The 16312-nt window shown below is 65.3% G+C and carries 12 protein-coding genes; 11 read left to right on the forward strand and 1 reads right to left on the reverse strand.

Annotated elements, in window-relative coordinates:
- Window positions 1-82: 82 nt before the first annotated feature.
- Entirely contained in the window at window positions 83-988 is a 906-nt protein-coding gene (locus C4K38_RS15855) for a LysR family transcriptional regulator (protein WP_009049085.1), read from the reverse strand.
- 233 nt (window positions 989-1221) lie between these two features.
- Here C4K38_RS15855 and C4K38_RS15860 point away from each other — a divergent pair, with 233 nt between their 5' ends.
- From C4K38_RS15860 to C4K38_RS15910, 11 genes are all read left to right on the forward strand, one after another.
- Window positions 1222-1830, forward strand: a complete 609-nt coding sequence (locus C4K38_RS15860; protein ID WP_053279195.1) for a cysteine dioxygenase family protein — start codon at window positions 1222-1224, stop codon at window positions 1828-1830.
- Window positions 1827-3410 carry a rhodanese-related sulfurtransferase gene (locus C4K38_RS15865; RefSeq protein WP_053279196.1) on the forward strand — a complete coding sequence of 528 codons (1584 nt, stop codon included), beginning with the start codon at window positions 1827-1829 and terminating at the stop codon, window positions 3408-3410. Before C4K38_RS15860 ends, C4K38_RS15865 begins: the two co-directional genes overlap by 4 nt.
- 120 nt (window positions 3411-3530) lie before the next feature.
- Entirely contained in the window at window positions 3531-4502 is a 972-nt protein-coding gene (locus C4K38_RS15870; protein ID WP_053279197.1) for an ABC transporter substrate-binding protein, read from the forward strand.
- Window positions 4503-4529: 27 nt separating this feature from the next.
- Window positions 4530-5882, forward strand: a complete 1353-nt coding sequence (locus C4K38_RS15875) for an LLM class flavin-dependent oxidoreductase (RefSeq protein WP_053279198.1) — start codon at window positions 4530-4532, stop codon at window positions 5880-5882.
- Window positions 5879-6874, forward strand: coding sequence for an ABC transporter substrate-binding protein (locus tag C4K38_RS15880; protein WP_053279199.1), 996 nt, complete (start codon window positions 5879-5881; stop codon window positions 6872-6874). The genes C4K38_RS15875 and C4K38_RS15880 overlap by 4 nt, the downstream gene beginning before the upstream one ends.
- 36 nt (window positions 6875-6910) lie before the next feature.
- Window positions 6911-8098 (forward strand): acyl-CoA dehydrogenase family protein, encoded by a 1188-nt coding sequence (locus C4K38_RS15885; RefSeq protein ID WP_053279200.1) that lies wholly within the window; start codon window positions 6911-6913, stop codon window positions 8096-8098.
- The gene (locus C4K38_RS15890; protein ID WP_053279201.1) at window positions 8095-9054 is read left to right on the forward strand and encodes a D-isomer specific 2-hydroxyacid dehydrogenase family protein; all 960 of its coding nucleotides are present in this window, start codon (window positions 8095-8097) and stop codon (window positions 9052-9054) included. Before C4K38_RS15885 ends, C4K38_RS15890 begins: the two co-directional genes overlap by 4 nt.
- A gap of 412 nt (window positions 9055-9466) precedes the next feature.
- The gene (locus tag C4K38_RS15895; RefSeq protein ID WP_053279214.1) at window positions 9467-11614 is read left to right on the forward strand and encodes a TonB-dependent receptor; all 2148 of its coding nucleotides are present in this window, start codon (window positions 9467-9469) and stop codon (window positions 11612-11614) included.
- Between the two features lie 34 nt (window positions 11615-11648).
- Window positions 11649-13223 (forward strand): flavin monoamine oxidase family protein, encoded by a 1575-nt coding sequence (locus C4K38_RS15900; protein ID WP_053279215.1) that lies wholly within the window; start codon window positions 11649-11651, stop codon window positions 13221-13223.
- A 40-nt stretch (window positions 13224-13263) separates the two neighbouring features.
- Window positions 13264-13761, forward strand: a complete 498-nt coding sequence (locus C4K38_RS15905; RefSeq protein ID WP_053279216.1) for a RidA family protein — start codon at window positions 13264-13266, stop codon at window positions 13759-13761.
- Window positions 13762-13795: 34 nt separating this feature from the next.
- The gene (locus tag C4K38_RS15910; RefSeq protein ID WP_053279217.1) at window positions 13796-16288 is read left to right on the forward strand and encodes a TonB-dependent receptor plug domain-containing protein; all 2493 of its coding nucleotides are present in this window, start codon (window positions 13796-13798) and stop codon (window positions 16286-16288) included.
- The last annotated feature ends 24 nt before the right edge of the window (window positions 16289-16312 follow it).

A 16312-nucleotide genomic window follows, 5' to 3' on the forward strand; every position in this document is an offset into this window, starting at 1 on the left:
TAATAAAAAGCACATTTTAATCTAAGCTAATTATCATTATTTTTTATTTTAAGCCGCCCTGCCCTTGCCCTCGTTTAACAGCTCACGCAGCACTCTTGATCTTCTGCAGCGAGCCGGCGACCAGCTTGCCAAAGGCGTCCACCGGCCCTTGCAGGTTGCCGAGAAAATGCGGGTAGATCAGCCACAGGTCCATCACCGGCTTGAAGTCCTTGAGCGGCATCACCGCCAGTTGCTCGCGGTGGGCGCTGCGCTCCAGCAACGGCCGTGGCACCAGGCCGAGTCCCAGGCCATCGGCGACCAGGCCCAGCTGCAACTCGGTGCCGAAGGTTTCCAGGTTGACCCGCAGGGCCAGGCCCTGGTCCGACAGGGTGCGTTGCAGCCCGGCGCGGAAGCCGCAGCCGTCCGGATTGAGAATCCAGCCGTTCTGGTAGATGTCGGCGAGCTTGCACGGGCGCTTGGGCAATTGCGCCTTGGCGCAGACCACCACCAGTTCCATCTTGCCGATCGACTCGCCGATGATGTTGTCCGGGAATATCTTGCCGGCCGGGAACAGCGCCGCCGCCGCGTCCAGCTCGCCGCGCTCGATCTTGCCCACCAGCTGGCTGCCCCAGCCCGTGGCCACCTGGGCGCGCAGTTCGGGGTATTCGACCCGCAGGTGCTTGAGGGCATCGAGCAACACCACATCGCCGATGGTCTGCGGCACGCCCAGGCGCAACAGCCCGGTGGGCGGCGCGTCGGTGGCCACCAGTTCGCGCAGGGCATCCATTTCCCGCAGGATCAGCCGGCACTGCTCGTACACCCGGGTACCGATCAGGGTCGGCTTGAGCGGCTTGGTATTGCGGTCGAACAGCTCCACGCCCAAGGCCTGCTCGAAGTTCTGCACCCGCCGGGTGATCGCCGGCTGCGTCAGTTGCAAAGTCTCGGCGGCATGGCTGATGGACTGGCAACGAATCACTTCGACAAAGGCGTCGATATCATCAATTTTCATTTGGCCCGCACATAGAGAACAGTCATTAAGATGTTCGAAAAGCATAGTTTGAATGTGAGTGGCTGGATAGCCTGGCGCATCTATCGATAACGTCTAACGCTATTCACAAGGGTTCTAAATTCCTTTCGGCTATAACCTAATCATAAAAAAATAGCATATTAAGAAAAATCATTATGCTTAAATCCTGATATCGAACCCTGATATCGAACCTAGACCACGACCACGGAATCGCCATGACCCAGGCCCGACACCCGGAGAGACTCAGAGCATTCATAGGCGCCCTGGCGGAGCTGATCGACAGCAACCCCCGCGAAGGCGATCTGCTGCACCGCGGCGGCAAGCTGCTGGCCCAGCTGGTCAGCCATGACGACTGGCTGCCCGAGGACTTCGCCCGCCCCGATCCGGAGCGCTATCAACAATATTTGCTGCATGCCGACTCCCGGCAGCGCTTCAGCATCGTCAGTTTTGTCTGGGGGCCGGGGCAACGCACGCCGATCCACGACCACCGGGTCTGGGGGCTGATCGGCATGTTGCGGGGCTCGGAGTACTCGCAAGGTTTCGCCCGCCACAGCGACGGCAGCCTGCAGGCCGAGGGTAATCGTATCCAGTTGCTGCCCGGCCAGGTCGAGGCGGTGTCGCCGAAGATCGGCGACATCCATTCGGTCAGCAACGCCTTCGACGACCAGGTGTCCATCAGCATTCATGTCTATGGCGCCAATATCGGCGCCGTGCGCCGCGCGGTGTACCAGTGCGACGGCAGCGAGAAACTGTTCATTTCCGGTTATTCCAACGCCTTCCTGCCCAATATCTGGGACCTGTCCAAAGAGAGCCAAGCCCTATGAGCACAGCACCTACCCGCTCCTACCCGCAGATCCGCCAGGCGCTGCTGAACCGTGAAGAGCTGGCCCTCGTCGATGTGCGCGAAGAGGCGCCCTTCGCCCAGGGGCATCCGCTGTTCGCCGCCAATATCCCGCTGTCGAAACTGGAGCTGGAGGTGTATTCGCGGATTCCCCGGCGCGATACCCCAATCACCCTCTATGACAATGGTGAAGGCCTGGCGGACAGCGCCGCGCAACGCCTGCAAGCGCTGGGCTACAGCAATTTGAGCCTGCTCGAGGGTGGCCTGGAGGGTTGGCGCAGCGCCGGTGGCGAGTTGTTCATCGACGTCAATGTGCCGAGCAAGGCCTTCGGCGAACTGGTGGAAAGCCAACGGCATACGCCGTCCCTGGCGGCGGAAGAAGTCCAGGCCCTGCTCGACAGCCAGGCTGACCTGGTGGTGCTCGATGCCCGGCGTTTCGACGAATACCAGACCATGAGCATTCCCCGTGGCATCAGCGTGCCGGGGGCGGAGCTGGTGCTGCGCGCCCGCGAGCTGGCACCGGACCCGGCAACCCGGATCATCGTCAACTGCGCCGGACGCACCCGCAGCATCATCGGCACCCAATCCCTGATCAATGCCGGCATCGCCAACCCGGTGGCCGCCCTGCGCAACGGCACCATCGGCTGGACCCTGGCCGGGCAGGCACTGGAACACGGCCAGTCGCGGCGCTTCGCTGCGACCAGCGAAGCTCATCGAGACAGCGCCGCCCAAGACGCCCGGCGGGTGGCCGACAAGGCCCGAGTGGGCCGCGCCAGACTCGGCGACCTGCAACGCTGGCAGCAGGAAACGCAGCGCAGCACCTACCTGTTCGACGTGCGCACCCCGGAAGAATTCGAGGCCGGCCACCTGCCCGGCGCCCGCTCCACCCCCGGCGGGCAACTGGTGCAGGAAACCGATCACTTCGCCAGTGTGCGCGGCGCGCGCCTGGTGCTGGTGGACGACGATGGCGTGCGCGCCAATATGTCCGCCTCCTGGCTGGCGCAGCTGGGCTGGCAGGTCTATGTGCTGGACGACGTGCAGCCCGCGCATTTCAGCGAACAAGGTCCCTGGCAGGCACCGGTGCCCGCGCCGCGCCAGGCCGAGGAAATCAGCCCGGACACCCTGGCCCAGTGGCTGGGCGAAGGCGACACTCTGGTGCTGGATTTCACCAGCAGCGCCAACTACGTCAAACGGCATATCCCGGGCGCCTGGTGGGCCTTGCGCGCGCAGTTGCCGGAGGTCCTGGCCAAGCTACCGCCCGCCGAGCGTTATGTGCTGACCTGCGGCAGCAGCCAACTGGCGCGGCTGGCGGTCGCCGAGGTCGAGGCCCTGACCGGCAAGGCGGTGTTCCTGCTGCACCAGGGCAGCGCCAGCTGGATCGCCGCGCAGCTGCCACTGGAGACGGGCGAAACCCGCCTGGCCTCGCCGCGCATCGATCGTTATCGCCGGCCCTACGAGGGCACCGATAACCCTCGCGAAGCCATGCAAGCCTACCTGGACTGGGAGTTCGGATTGGTGGACCAGCTGGCCCGCGACGGCACCCATGGTTTTTATGTGATCTGAAACAGCCCGGCTCATGTGCCTCAACAGGTACCTGAGCCACCCGACGCAACACCCGGACCGACCCCTTTCTCCAGGCGGAGGTGACCCCAAACCACCGACACCCGCCTGGAGCCTGTCGTCATGCGCGTTACCCTGCCCTTCATCACCCAGCTGTTGCTGGCTGCCACTCTCTGCCTCGCCGCCACGGTGCAGGCCGCCGACCTGCAACCACTGCTGGTGGCCAACCAGAAGTCGACGATCAAGGTCCTGCTGGAGGTCTCCGGCGAGCTGAAGGACGTGCCTTATGAGATCCAGTTCTCCGAGTTCCCCGCCGCCGCGCCCCTGGGCGAGGCGCTGAATGCCGGAGCCGTGGATATCGGCGCCCTGGGCGATGCGCCCTATGTGTTCGCCCTCGGCGCCGGCGCGCCGCTCAAGGTGGTCAGCATCATCCACGCCGAGGGGCGCTACACCACGGCCATTCTCGCGCCCAGGGATTCGCCGCTGAACGACGCCCGCGACCTCAAGGGCAAGCGCATCGTCACCACCCGCGGCTCCATCGGCCACTTCCTGGCGATCAAGGCCCTGCGCAGCGTCGGCCTGAGCACCCAGGACGTGCAGTTCATCTACCTGCTGCCCAGCGAGTCACGCATCCTCCTGGACAACGGCAGCGCCGACGCCTGGTCGACCTGGGACCCTTACACCACCATCGCCACCACCCAGAGCCAGGCCAAGGTGCTGGCCAGCGGCGACAGCCTGCTGAGCAACCACCTGTACCTGGCCGCCACCCGCCAGGCCATCACCGACAAACGCCAGCAGCTCGAAGACTTCGTCGCCCGGGTCGATCGCGCCTACCGCTGGACCAATGCCCATCCCCAGGAGTTCGCCGCCGCCCAGGCCCAGGTCACTGGCCTGCCCCTGGCCGTGCCCCTGGCGGTGGCCAAGGCCACGCACATGCAGCCGGTGGCGATCGACGACCAGGTCATCGGCGGCCTGCAGACCACCGCGGACATCTACCGCGAGGAAGGCATCCTCACCCGCCCCATCGACGTTTCCCAAGGCTTCGACAAGAGCTTCAACGCCCCGCGTGTGCAACTCAACCAGGCATCCCGCTGACCCAGCGACAGACTCAGGAGCACCACCATGAGCAAACAACGTCAATTGAAACTCGGCGCGATGGTCCATGGCGTCGGTCACGGCTGGGGCGAATGGCGCCACCCGCGGGCCCTGGCCAACGCCAGCGTGAACTTCGACTTCTATAGGCAGCAGGCGCAGTTGGCCGAGGCGGCGAAGTTCGACTTCGTGTTCATCGCCGACAGCCTGCACATCCATGAAAAATCCAGCCCGCACTACCTCAACCGCTTCGAGCCGCTGACCATTCTCTCGGCCCTGGCCGCCAGCACCCGGCACATCGGCCTGGTGGCTACCGTTACCGTCAGCTACACCGAGCCGTTCCAGGTCGCCCGTCAGTTCGCCTCGCTGGACCATATCAGCGGCGGTCGCGCCGGCTGGAACGTGGTCACCTCCTGGCTCAGCGGCACCGCCGACAACTTCGGCAAGGCCGAGCACCCGCCCCACGCCGTGCGCTACCGCATCGCCAAGGAACATGTGGCGGTGGTCCAGGGCCTGTGGGATTCCTGGGAAGACGATGCCTTCGCCTACGACAAGCACAGCGGCGAGTTCTTCACCCCCGGCAAGCTGCATGCCCTGAAGCACCAGGGCGAATTCTTCTCGGTGAAAGGCCCGCTGAACATCGCCCGCTCCCGGCAAGGCCAGCCGGTGATTTTCCAGGCCGGCACCTCCGAGGACGGGCGCAATTTCGCCGCCGAGAATGCCGATGCGATTTTCGTCAATTCCGAGGGCTTCGATGAAGCCCGCGCCTATTATCAGGACCTGAAACGCCGCGCCGCCGGCTTTGGCCGCGATCCGCAGCTGTTGTCGATCTTGCCCGGCATCCGCCCGATCGTTGGCCGCGATGTGGCGGAGGTCGAAGACCGCTACCAGCAGGCGGTGGCGCTGGTGAGCATCGAAGACGCCATAGTCGCCCTCGGCCGACCGTTCAACGACCACGACTTCAGCCAGTACCCGCTGGATGCGCCCTTCCCTGAACTCGGCGATCTGGGCGCCAATAGCCAGAAAGGCGGCTCGGAGCGGATCAAGCAGCTGGCCCGCGACGAGGGCCTGAGCTTGCGCGAAGTGGCCCTGCGCTTCTCCCGGCCCCGGCGCGACTTCGTCGGCACCCCCGAGCAGGTCGCCGACGCCATTCAAAAGTGGTTCGAAGGTGGCGCCGCCGACGGCTTCATCATCAACTCGCTGTTGCCGGACGGCCTGCAGTATTTCACCGAGCAGGTGGTGCCGGTGCTGCAACAGCGCGGCGTGTTCCGCGATGAGTACAGCGGCCAGACCCTGCGCGACAACCTCGGCCTGCCGGTGCCGGTCAACCGCTACGCCACTGCGTCCCAAGCCAGTGCAGCCCAGAGCGAGGCCGTGGCATGAGCCAATACCTCAATCGTCGCGGCTTCCTCGCCGCCAGCTCGCTGGCCCTCGGCGCCCTGGGCTTGTCCTCGCTAGGCTTGGCCACGCGCGCCTTCGCCCAAAACAACAGCCTTGCCGACCTGACCCTGGGAGTCGCCACCTACCGTGGACAGGACTCCTACTTCGTCGAGGACGCCGGCACCGCCAACACCCCCTATAAGGTCGAATACTCGGAGTTCGCCGGCGGCAACCTGATAGTCGAGGCCCTGGCCTCGGGCAGCCTGGATGTCGGCGGGATGAGCGAGATCCCGCCGATCTTCTCGATCCAGAGCCATCGCCAGCCACGCATGATCGCGGTGCTGCAAGGCGATGTGAACAACCAGGTGTTCCTGATTCCCAAGGACTCGAAAGTCGAGTCGGTCGGCCAGTTGCGCGGCAAGCGGGTCGGCTATGTGCGCTCCACCACGTCGCACTACTTCCTGATCAAGGCCTTGAAGGAACAGGGCCTGAGCATGAACGACATCACCGCGGTAGCGCTCACGCCCCAGGACGGTTTCAGCGCCTTCCAGAGCGGCCAGCTCGACGCCTGGGTGATCTATGGCGTGTTTATCCAGCTGGCGAAATTCCGCAGTGGCGCCCGGGTGCTGAAGACCGCCCTGGGCTACCTGTCCGGCAACTACCTGATCGCCGCGCGGCCCGCGGCCCTGGAAGAGCCGCTGCGCAAACAGGCGATCCAGGACTATATCCAGCGCCAGGCGCGCACCCTGGAGTGGATCAACGACAACCCCGAGCCCTGGGCGAGCAAGTCGGCGCAACTGCTGGGCGTCGACAAGGCGGTATTCCTCGACATGTACAACAACCGCAGCCAACCGTCGCAGATTATCGCCGTCAACGACCAGGCCATCGCCTCGCAGCAGGCCGTCGCCGACCTGTTCTTCGACGCCGGCGTGCTCAGCGAACGGCTCGACGTCAGTCCCCTGTGGGACCGAAGTTTTGCCTTGCTGCCGCTATGAGCCGGCTCCCAGCCTCCTTGATCGAGTGAACTCACCATGAGTCTTTCTTCCCCACTGCCGCCCTTGCTGCATCCGGTCGAGGTCGCCGACTTCGACGCCTTGCTGCAACGTATCAGCCAGCAACTCGGCGCCACGGCCCACCTGTATGACGAGAGCGGCGCCTTTCCCCGGGACAACTTTGCCCTGCTGCATCAGCATGGCCTGTTGGCCCTGACGGTGCCCAAGCACCTGGGCGGTGGCGGCGCCAGCCTGGCCCAGGCGCGCAAGGTGATCAGCGCGGTGGCCAAGGGCGAACCCTCCACCGCGCTGATCCTGGTGATGCAGTACCTGCAGCACTCGCGCCTGCAAGACAGCAAGAGCTGGCCCGAAGCCCTGCGCTTGCGGGTGGCCGCCGACGCGGTGCACGACGGCGCGCTGATCAATGCCCTGCGGGTCGAGCCCGACCTTGGCACTCCGGCCCGCGGCGGCCTGCCGGCGACCATCGCCCGGCGCACCGCCGCCGGTTGGCGCATCAGCGGGCGCAAGATCTACTCCACCGGCAGCCATGGCCTGAGCTGGTTCAGCGTCTGGGCCCGCAGCACCGACGAAGACCCGCTGGTCGGCGCCTGGCTGGTGCACAAGGACACCCCCGGCATCAGCATCGTCGAGGACTGGGACCACCTGGGCATGCGCGCCACCTGCAGCCACGAAGTGCTGTTCGACAATGTACTGGTGCCGCTGGACCACGCCGTCAGCGTCAGCCCCTGGAGCGCGCCGCAGCCGGAGCTGGATGGCGACGGGTTCCTGTGGATGGCGGGGCTGCTGTCGGCGGTCTATGACGGCATCGCCCAGGCCGCGCGGGACTGGCTGGTGGGCTGGCTGGAGACGCGCAAGCCGTCCAACCTCGGCGCCGCCCTGGCGACCCTGCCGCGCTTCCAGGAAACCCTCGGCCATATCGACACCCTGCTGTTCGCCAACCGCAGCCTGCTGGATTCCGCCGCCGAAGGCCGCACGCCGGCGAGCAACGCCGCGCAGTTGAAGTACCTGGTGACCGGCAACGCGATTCGCGCCGTCGAGCTGGCCATCGAGGCCTCCGGCAACCCCGGCCTGTCGCGCCACAGCCCGCTGCAACGGCATTACCGCGATGTGCTCTGCGGTCGTGTCCACACCCCGCAGAACGATGCCGTGCTGCAAGGTGTCGGCAAAGCGGTATTCGCTCAGCGCCAGAACAAGGACAAGTCATGACCCAGCTCGTTATCGCCAGCCAACTGGATGCCGACTTCAACGCTGTGATCCGCCAGCGCCTGGCGCTGACTCACCCGGGGGCCAAGGTGCTCGACGTTCCCGTCGGCGTACCCAGCGACCTGCCGGCCGAGGTCAGCATCCTGCTGGCGCGGCCGATCAATGTCCGCGGTTACCTGGCCCCGGATACCCCGCCTCCCGGCTGGCCCTACGCATTGCAGTGGGTCCAGGTGGTGTCGTCCGGCATCGACTTCTACCCCAGGTGGTTGTTCAACGGCCCGCCGGTCAGCACCCTGCGCGGCAGCGGGGCCGAGAACATCGCCGAGTTCGCCCTGGCCGCGATCTTCGCCGCGGCCAAGCACCTGCCGCAGATCTGGGTGCATGACCCGCACTGGAATTTCACCGCGCTGACGCCGCTCAAGGGCTGCACCCTGGGGATTCTCGGCTTTGGCGCGATCGGCCGCAGCCTGGCGAGCAAGGCCCGGGCCCTGGGCCTGAATGTGCTTGCCCTGCGCCAGAGCCAGGCGCCGTTCGAGGTCGAGGGCGTGCAGGCGGCGCGGGATATCCATGAGCTGTTCGCCCGTAGCGACCATCTGGTGCTGGCGGCGCCCTTGACCGAAGCGACCCGGCATATCGTCAACCGCGAGGTGCTGGCCAGCGCCAAGCCCGGCCTGCACCTGATCAACATCGCCCGCGGCGGCCTGCTGGACCAGGACGCCCTGCTCGCGGCCCTGGACAGCGGGCGCATCGGCCTGGCCTCGCTGGACGTCACCGAACCCGAACCCCTGCCGGCCGGCCATCCGCTGTACAGCCATCCCAGGGTGCGCCTGTCGCCCCATACCTCGTCGGTCTCCACCAACAGCCGGCATGAGATCGCCGACGGTTTCCTGGCCAACCTCGAGCGTTTTCTTGCTGGCCAACCCTTGGAGAACCCGGCGAACCTGGAGCGCGGCTATTAAGTAGCGCCAGACGCTCCACCGCTATCGCGGGCAAGCCTCGCTCCTACAGGTTACGTGTGACCCGTAGGAGCGAGGCTTGCCCGCGATTTCGTTTTTGAACCCTCAAAATAAACATCAGGAATACGCATTTATTAATCGCATTAAATTACATATTTTTATAATTAACTTATAACTATTCAGACTTTTACACCGCGTATTTATACAAATACTGTTACATCCAGCACCGACCACCCGACCAGGTGGAGGCCCACGGAACTGCATTTTTTCCGGCCGACACCATTCCACGGTCAATAGCTCCACCCGAACCTGAAACCGGCTCAAGCCCCCGCCGCCATGGCTTTCGAACCATGGCCCCGGCGCAGCTTTGCCCAAAAAAACATAACAACGCCAACCTACACACCTGGGGTTCACCATGCAGCACTTCACCGCACACCGCCTGACGCTGGCCGTCTCCCTGAGCGCCGGCGTCTCGCTGAACCTGGCCGGGTTGCCGGCCCACGCCGAAGAAAGCACCGACAAGGCTGCCCTGCCGGTGGTCACCGTCACCGCCGAGCACCATGCCGAGGACCTGCAAAAGGCCCCGCTGGCGATCTCCGCGTTCGACGAAAAAGCCCTGGAAGACAAGCAGATCAAGAGCATCCGCGACCTCTCCGGGCAGGTGCCGAACCTGACCCTCAGCCGCCAGTCGATCTCCTACAGCGCGCAGACCTACGGCATCCGGGGCATCGGCGAGACCGATCCGATCCAGGAAGCGGCCGTCGCGGTCTACGCCGACGACCTGTACATCCCGCGGGCGATTTCCTCGATGCTCGATTTCAACGACGTCGAGCGCGTCGAGGTGCTGCGCGGTCCCCAGGGCACCCTGTACGGGCGCAACAGCAGCGCCGGGGCGATCCGTGTGATCACCCGCGACCCGACCCAGGAAACCCGGGGTTTCCTCGAACTCGGCGCCGGCAACTACAACGCCCAGAACGGCCGCCTGTTGATCAGCGGGCCGCTGGTGGACAACGCCCTGTTCGGCAGTTTCTCGGCAATCCGCCTGAGCCGCGACGGCACTGTCTCCAACCCCACCCGCGGCAAGGACGTGAACAACGTCGATATCCAGTCGTACCGCGGCAAGCTGCGCTACAAGCCGGACGACTCGCCCTGGGATGTGCAACTGACCCTGGCCGGTACCTTCGACCGGGGCGACACCACCAGCTACACACCCTTCGATGCCAACGGCCGCTTCGACAAGTTCAAGAGCTACAGCAGCCTCGATCCGAAGAACCGTCTCGACCAGGGCAGCTCGGTGCTGCGGGCGATCTACGCCATCGACGAGCACCTGAACTTCAAGTCGGTGACCGCCTACTCGGCCTTCCACCAGCCGGTGGACTACGACAACTCGGGCCAGGCGGCGCTGATCCAGAACAACCTGATCCTCTACAAGCAGGACTACGCCACCCAGGAGTTCCAGCTCAACGGCGACTACGACGACTTCAGCTTCAGCACCGGCCTGTACCTGTACCGCGAGAAGTTCGACGCCGAGCGCGACAACCTCACCTACTCGGTGGCACGCAACCGGGTGATCGGTCAGGGCCAGTACAGCACCACCCACACCGAGAGCTACGCGCTCTATGGCCAGGGCAGCTACAGGATCACCCCGCAACTGTCGCTGATCGCCGGGCTGCGCTTTACCCGCGAGCACAAGAATTTCGAGTACGACAACTACGCCATCGACACCAATCGGCGGATCACCGGCAGCAACTTCAGCGCCGATTCGAGCAAGTCCTGGCAGTCCACCAGCCCGAAACTCGGCTTCGAATACGCCTGGACCCCGCACCTGAACCAGTACGCCTACGTGGCCAAGGGCTTCAAGGCCGGTGGCTACGACAACCGCGCGCCGACCCGCGCCGCCGCCGAGCAGGCGTTTTCCCCGGAAGACGTGACCACCTGGGAAACCGGCTTCAAGGGCGACTTCTTCGACCGCCGCCTGCGGGCCAACCTGGCGCTGTTCTACAACGACTACAAGGACCTGCAGACCAACGCCTACGACCCGGCGCTGGGCGTCAGCCTGCGCACCAACGTCGGCCAGGCCCACACCTACGGGGTCGAGCTGGAAACCCTCAGCGCCCTGACCCACGACTTGCAGCTGACCTTCAACCTCGGCTACCTGCAAAGCCAGTACGACGACTTCGAGAATGCCAGCGGCGCCGGGGTCGATGCCAACGGCAAGCAGCTGGTGTTCTCGCCGCGCTGGAACACCAGCGTCGGCCTCAACTACAGCATTCCCGCCGGCCAGCCCGGCACCTGGCTGGCCGGCACCGATGCGCAGTTCCAGACCAAGTCCTACGCCAACGCGCTGAACGACGACATCCAGCAAATCCCCCAACAGACCTTCTGGAACGCCAACACCCGCTACATCTCCGGCGACGGCCACTGGACCACCACCCTGGCGGTGAAAAACCTGCTCGACCGCGCCTACCCGCAGTCGGTGGGCTACGTGCCGTCCAGCGGCGCCCGCTACTACTCGGTCAACGACCCGCGAACCCTGTTGCTGTCCGTGCGCTACGACCTCTGACCCCCTCATCGGCAAACATGCCAAGGAGTACCTTATGGCTTTTACCCGCAGGCAACTGATTTCCCGTATCGCCGCCGTCGGTGGTTATTCCGCCGCCGTCGGCGCCCTCGATGCCCTGGGGCTTGCGCCCAAGGCGTTGGCGGCGAGCTTCGACCCGTTGCAACTGGGCAGCAGCGGCAAAGGCAAGCATGTGGTGGTGGTCGGCGCCGGCATTTCCGGGCTGGTCAGCGCCTATGAACTGCGCAAGGCCGGTTTCAGCGTAACCATCCTCGAAGCCCGCGAGCGGGTCGGCGGACGCAACTGGACCCTGCGCCGTGGCAGCAAGGTGGAGTTCGACGACGGCGTCAGCCAGACCGTGGACTTCGATGAGGGCCAGTTCTTCAACGCCGGCCCGGCGCGTATTCCCAGCCATCACCAGACCCTTCTCGGTTATTGCCGCGAGCTGGGCGTCGAGCTGCAAGTGCTGGTCAACAGCAGCCGCAATGCCCTGGCTTTGCCGGACGCCCGGCAGCCGGCGTTCCAGCTGCGCCAGGCGGTCAACGACAGCCGTGGCCAGCTGTCCGAACTGCTGGCGCGCAGCGTCAGCCGCAAGGCCCTGGACCAGGACCTCAGCGCCGACGACCGCCAGGCGCTGCTGAATTTCCTCAAGGTCTATGGCGACCTCAACGCCGACTTCAAATACACAGGTTCGGTGCGTTCGGGCTACACCCGCCTGCCCGGCGCGGGCGACCAGACCGGCATCACCCGGGCGCCGCTGGAGTTGCAGACCCTGCTCAATCCCAAGCTCTGGGGCGCGCTGGTGTTCGATGAAATCCCCGAGTTTTCCTCGACCATGTTCCAGCCGGTGGGCGGCATGGACCGCATTCCCCTGGCGTTCTACGACAAGCTCAAGGACGCGGTGCGCTTCCATGCCGAGGTCAGCGACATCCAGACTTCCGAGCAAGGCAGCCGCGTCACCTACAAGGACCGCCAGACCGGCAAGACTCAGACCCTGAGCGCCGACTACGCCATCGTCACGGTACCGCTGCCGCTGCTGGCCAAGCTGCCGAGCAACTTCAGCACGCCGTTCAAGCAGGCGATCCTCAGCGCCCAGAGCGACCAGGCGAACAAGGTGGCCTGGCAGTCGCCGCGCTTCTGGGAAACCGACTTCAACATCTTCGGCGGGCTGTCCTACCTGGACCACGAGGTCAAAGGCCTGTGGTACCCCAGCGACCGGCTGAACAGTGCCCAGGGCATCCTTATCGCCGCCTACAACACCAGCGCGGCGGCCCAGGCCTTCAGCCAGAAATCCCTGGCCGAACAGTTCGCTTCCTCGCGCCTGGCCGTCGAGCTGCTGCACCCCGGGCACAGCGCCAAGCTGCAAAAACCGGTGGCCATCAACTGGTCCAAGGTGCCCTTCAGCAAAGGCCCGTGGATCGTCAACGACGAGGTCGGCGAGCAGGCCTATCACATCCTCAACCAGCCCCAGGGCCGCACCTACCTGGCCAGCGACGCCCTGGCCCATGGCGGCGTCGGCATCTGGCAGAACAGCGCCGCCGATTCGGCGCGACGCATCGTCAGCCTGATCGGCCGCCATGCCGAACGCCAGCAACCGGGCGTGGCCGCCTGATTTTCCCCACTGATTTCCCCCAAGACAGAAGGACCGACCAATGAAAACCACCACACTGCTCGCAGGACTGTTCATGACCGCCACCGCATTCGCCAGCCACGCCGACGAAATCAAGCGCATCGCCCTGCCCAATTCCAACTTTCCGATTTCCCTGGCGGTGGCGGTGCCGGCGCAGACCGAGCTGCTGTTCGTCAGCGGCCTGCTCGCTGATCTGCACGACCCGCAAGCGCCGAAGGATTCCTTTGCCGCCTACGGCGACACCGCGACCCAGACCACCTCGATCCTCAACAAGCTCAAGGGCGTGCTGCACAGCCAGGGCCTCGACCTGGGGGACGTGATCCAGCTGCGGGTGTTCCTGGTGGGCGACCCGGCCAAGGGCGGCAAGCTGGATTTCGCCGGGCTGCAGCAAGGCTATACGCCGTTCTTCGGCAGCGCCGAGCAGCCGCACAAGCCGGCGCGCACCGCGGTGCAAGTGGTCGCCCTGCCGCTGCCCGGCGGCCTGGTGGAAATCGAAGCCGTCGCCGCTCGCAAGAAGTGACCCGGACCTAGCCGATATTCAGGAGCCCCCTCTCATGCTCAAGCGCTCAACTGCCCGACGTACTGCAGCGGTCTATCGCCCGTTGTTGCTGCCGCTGTCGATTGCCTGCGGCCTGGCTTCATCCAACCTGGCGGCCGCCGAAGGTGCCTCGCCGACCCTCGATACGGTGGTGGTCACGGGCAACCGTGGCACCGCCGAACGTACCGTGATCACCAGCCCGACGCCGATCGACGTGGTCACCGGCGAACAACTGCGCGCGGTGGGCAAACCCAGCCTGCTGGAAGCGCTGAGCAAGTTCATCCCGTCCTTCAACCTGCCCGACCGCGCCGGCTGGGACGCCAGCGGCGTGGTGCGCTCGGCCACCCTGCGCGGGCTCACCGCCTCCCATGTGCTGGTGCTGGTCAACGGCAAGCGCCGGCACACCAGCGCCACCTTGAACATCAACGGCATCAACAGCGGCGCTGCGCCCAGCGACCTCGACCTGATCCCGGTGGCGTCCATCGACCATATCGAGGTGCTGCGCGACGGCGCGGCGGCGCAGTACGGCTCGGACGCGATTTCCGGGGTGATCAATATCATCCTCAAGCAGACCACCGGCGGCAGTTCCGACACCACCCTCGGCCAGGGCTACGACGGCAAGCGCGGCACCGCCCAGGAGGCGCTCAACTATGGCTTCCAGGTCGGCGAGGCCGGGGTGCTGAATGTCTCGCTGGACACCCGTTACCAGGAGCGCGACAACAAGGCCGGCAGCAACGGCTACAGCAGCCATTACTACCCGCTGGCTGACGGTTCGCCCGACCCGCGCGAGGCCGACGCCAGCCACCACACCTACAAGGGCTACGGCCTGCCCCGCAGCCAGCTGGCCGATGTCGGCTACAACCTCGACCTGCCGCTGAACGACGCCGTCACCCTGTATTCGTTCTCCACCCTGGCGACCCGGGAGAACAACGACGGGCAGAACTTCCGCCTGCCCAACGGCCGCAACACCATCACCACCGGCCCCAATGGCTACCCCAACGGCTACAGCCCCTACTGGCTGGTCAACGAAACCGACTTCCAGTCGGCGTTCGGCGCCAAGGGCGGGGACTTCGGCGGCTGGGCCTGGGACCTGAGCAGCACCTACGGGCGCAACTACGCCAAGCAGCGCACCTACGACAACCAGAACCCGTCGCTGGGGGAAAACACCCCGAACAAATTCACCTCCGGCATCTATATCGCCGACCAGCTGACCAGCAACCTGGACCTGAAGCACAGCTACGAGATCGGCCTGGCCAAGCCGCTGGACGTGGCCTTCGGCTTCGAGCATCGGCGCGAAAGCTACGAGACCCGCGCCGGCTCCGAAGCCTCCTATATCGATGGCGGCTATGTGTTTCCCGCCGGCCACCCGCGCGCCGGGCAACGCCCCGACCCAGGCGCCCAGGTGACCAATGGCATCAGTCCCGAGGATGAGCAGAAGATCAGCCGCAACAGCGTCGCCAGCTACATCGACCTGGGTTTCTACCCCGTGGAGCAGTGGTATGTGGGCGTCGCCGCACGCTACGAGCATTACAACGAAGGCGTAGGCGCCACCCGCAGCGGCAAACTCAGCACCCGCTATGAGTTCAACCCGGTGTTTGCGCTGCGCGGCACTATCAGCAACGGTTTTCGCGCGCCGTCCCTGGCCAACCAGATCTTCACCGCGCGCTCGACCGGCTTCGACACCATCAATGGCGTCTACCAGTCCTACAACTATGTGATCCTGCCGGTGGATTCGGCCGGCGCCCAGGCGCTGGGGGCGCAGTCCCTGAAGCCGGAGCGCTCGACCAACTTCAGCCTGGGGTTTGCCCTGACCCCCAGCGAAGACCTGAGCCTGACGGTGGACGGCTACGTGATCAACCTGCGCGACCGCCTGGTGCTCAGCGAGCGCTTCCAGGGTCCGGGCGTGGCCGCCCTGCTCGACAGCATCGGCGTGCCCGCCACCGCTGGCGCGCAGTACTTCACCAACGGCGCCAACACCCGCACCTCCGGGGTCGATGTGGTGGGCAACTACCGGCAGAACCTGGCCAGCTACGGCTCGGTGAAATGGACCGCGGCGCTGAACTACAACCACACGCAAATCCTCAGCGTCAGCGACACCCCCGCGCAACTGAGCGCCCTGGGCAGCAACTTCCAGCTGCTGGGGCGCCAGTCGCGGGCGCTGCTCACCAAGACCTCCCCCAGCAGCAAGATGATCTTCTCCGCCGACTGGGCGATCCGCGACTTCGACGTCAACCTGCGGCTGACCCGCTACGGCACCTACACCGAGGTCAACAGTTCGAGCAACCCGGACCTGGACCGCGAGTACTCGGCCAAATGGATCACCGACCTGGACGTGGCCTATGCCTTCGACAAACAGCTGACGGTGGCGGTGGGCGCACAGAACCTGTTCGACAAGTACCCCGACCATATCGGCGTCAGCAACTCGTCGTTCGGCGACAACTGGGGCAGCTATTCGCCCTTCGGCTTCACCGGCGGTTACTACTACACTCGTCTGCAATACGCCTTCTGAGGTGCCCGCCCCCTGGCGATTGTC

It is taken from the genome of Pseudomonas chlororaphis subsp. piscium (assembly GCF_003850345.1).
Lineage (GTDB): Bacteria > Pseudomonadota > Gammaproteobacteria > Pseudomonadales > Pseudomonadaceae > Aquipseudomonas > Aquipseudomonas piscium.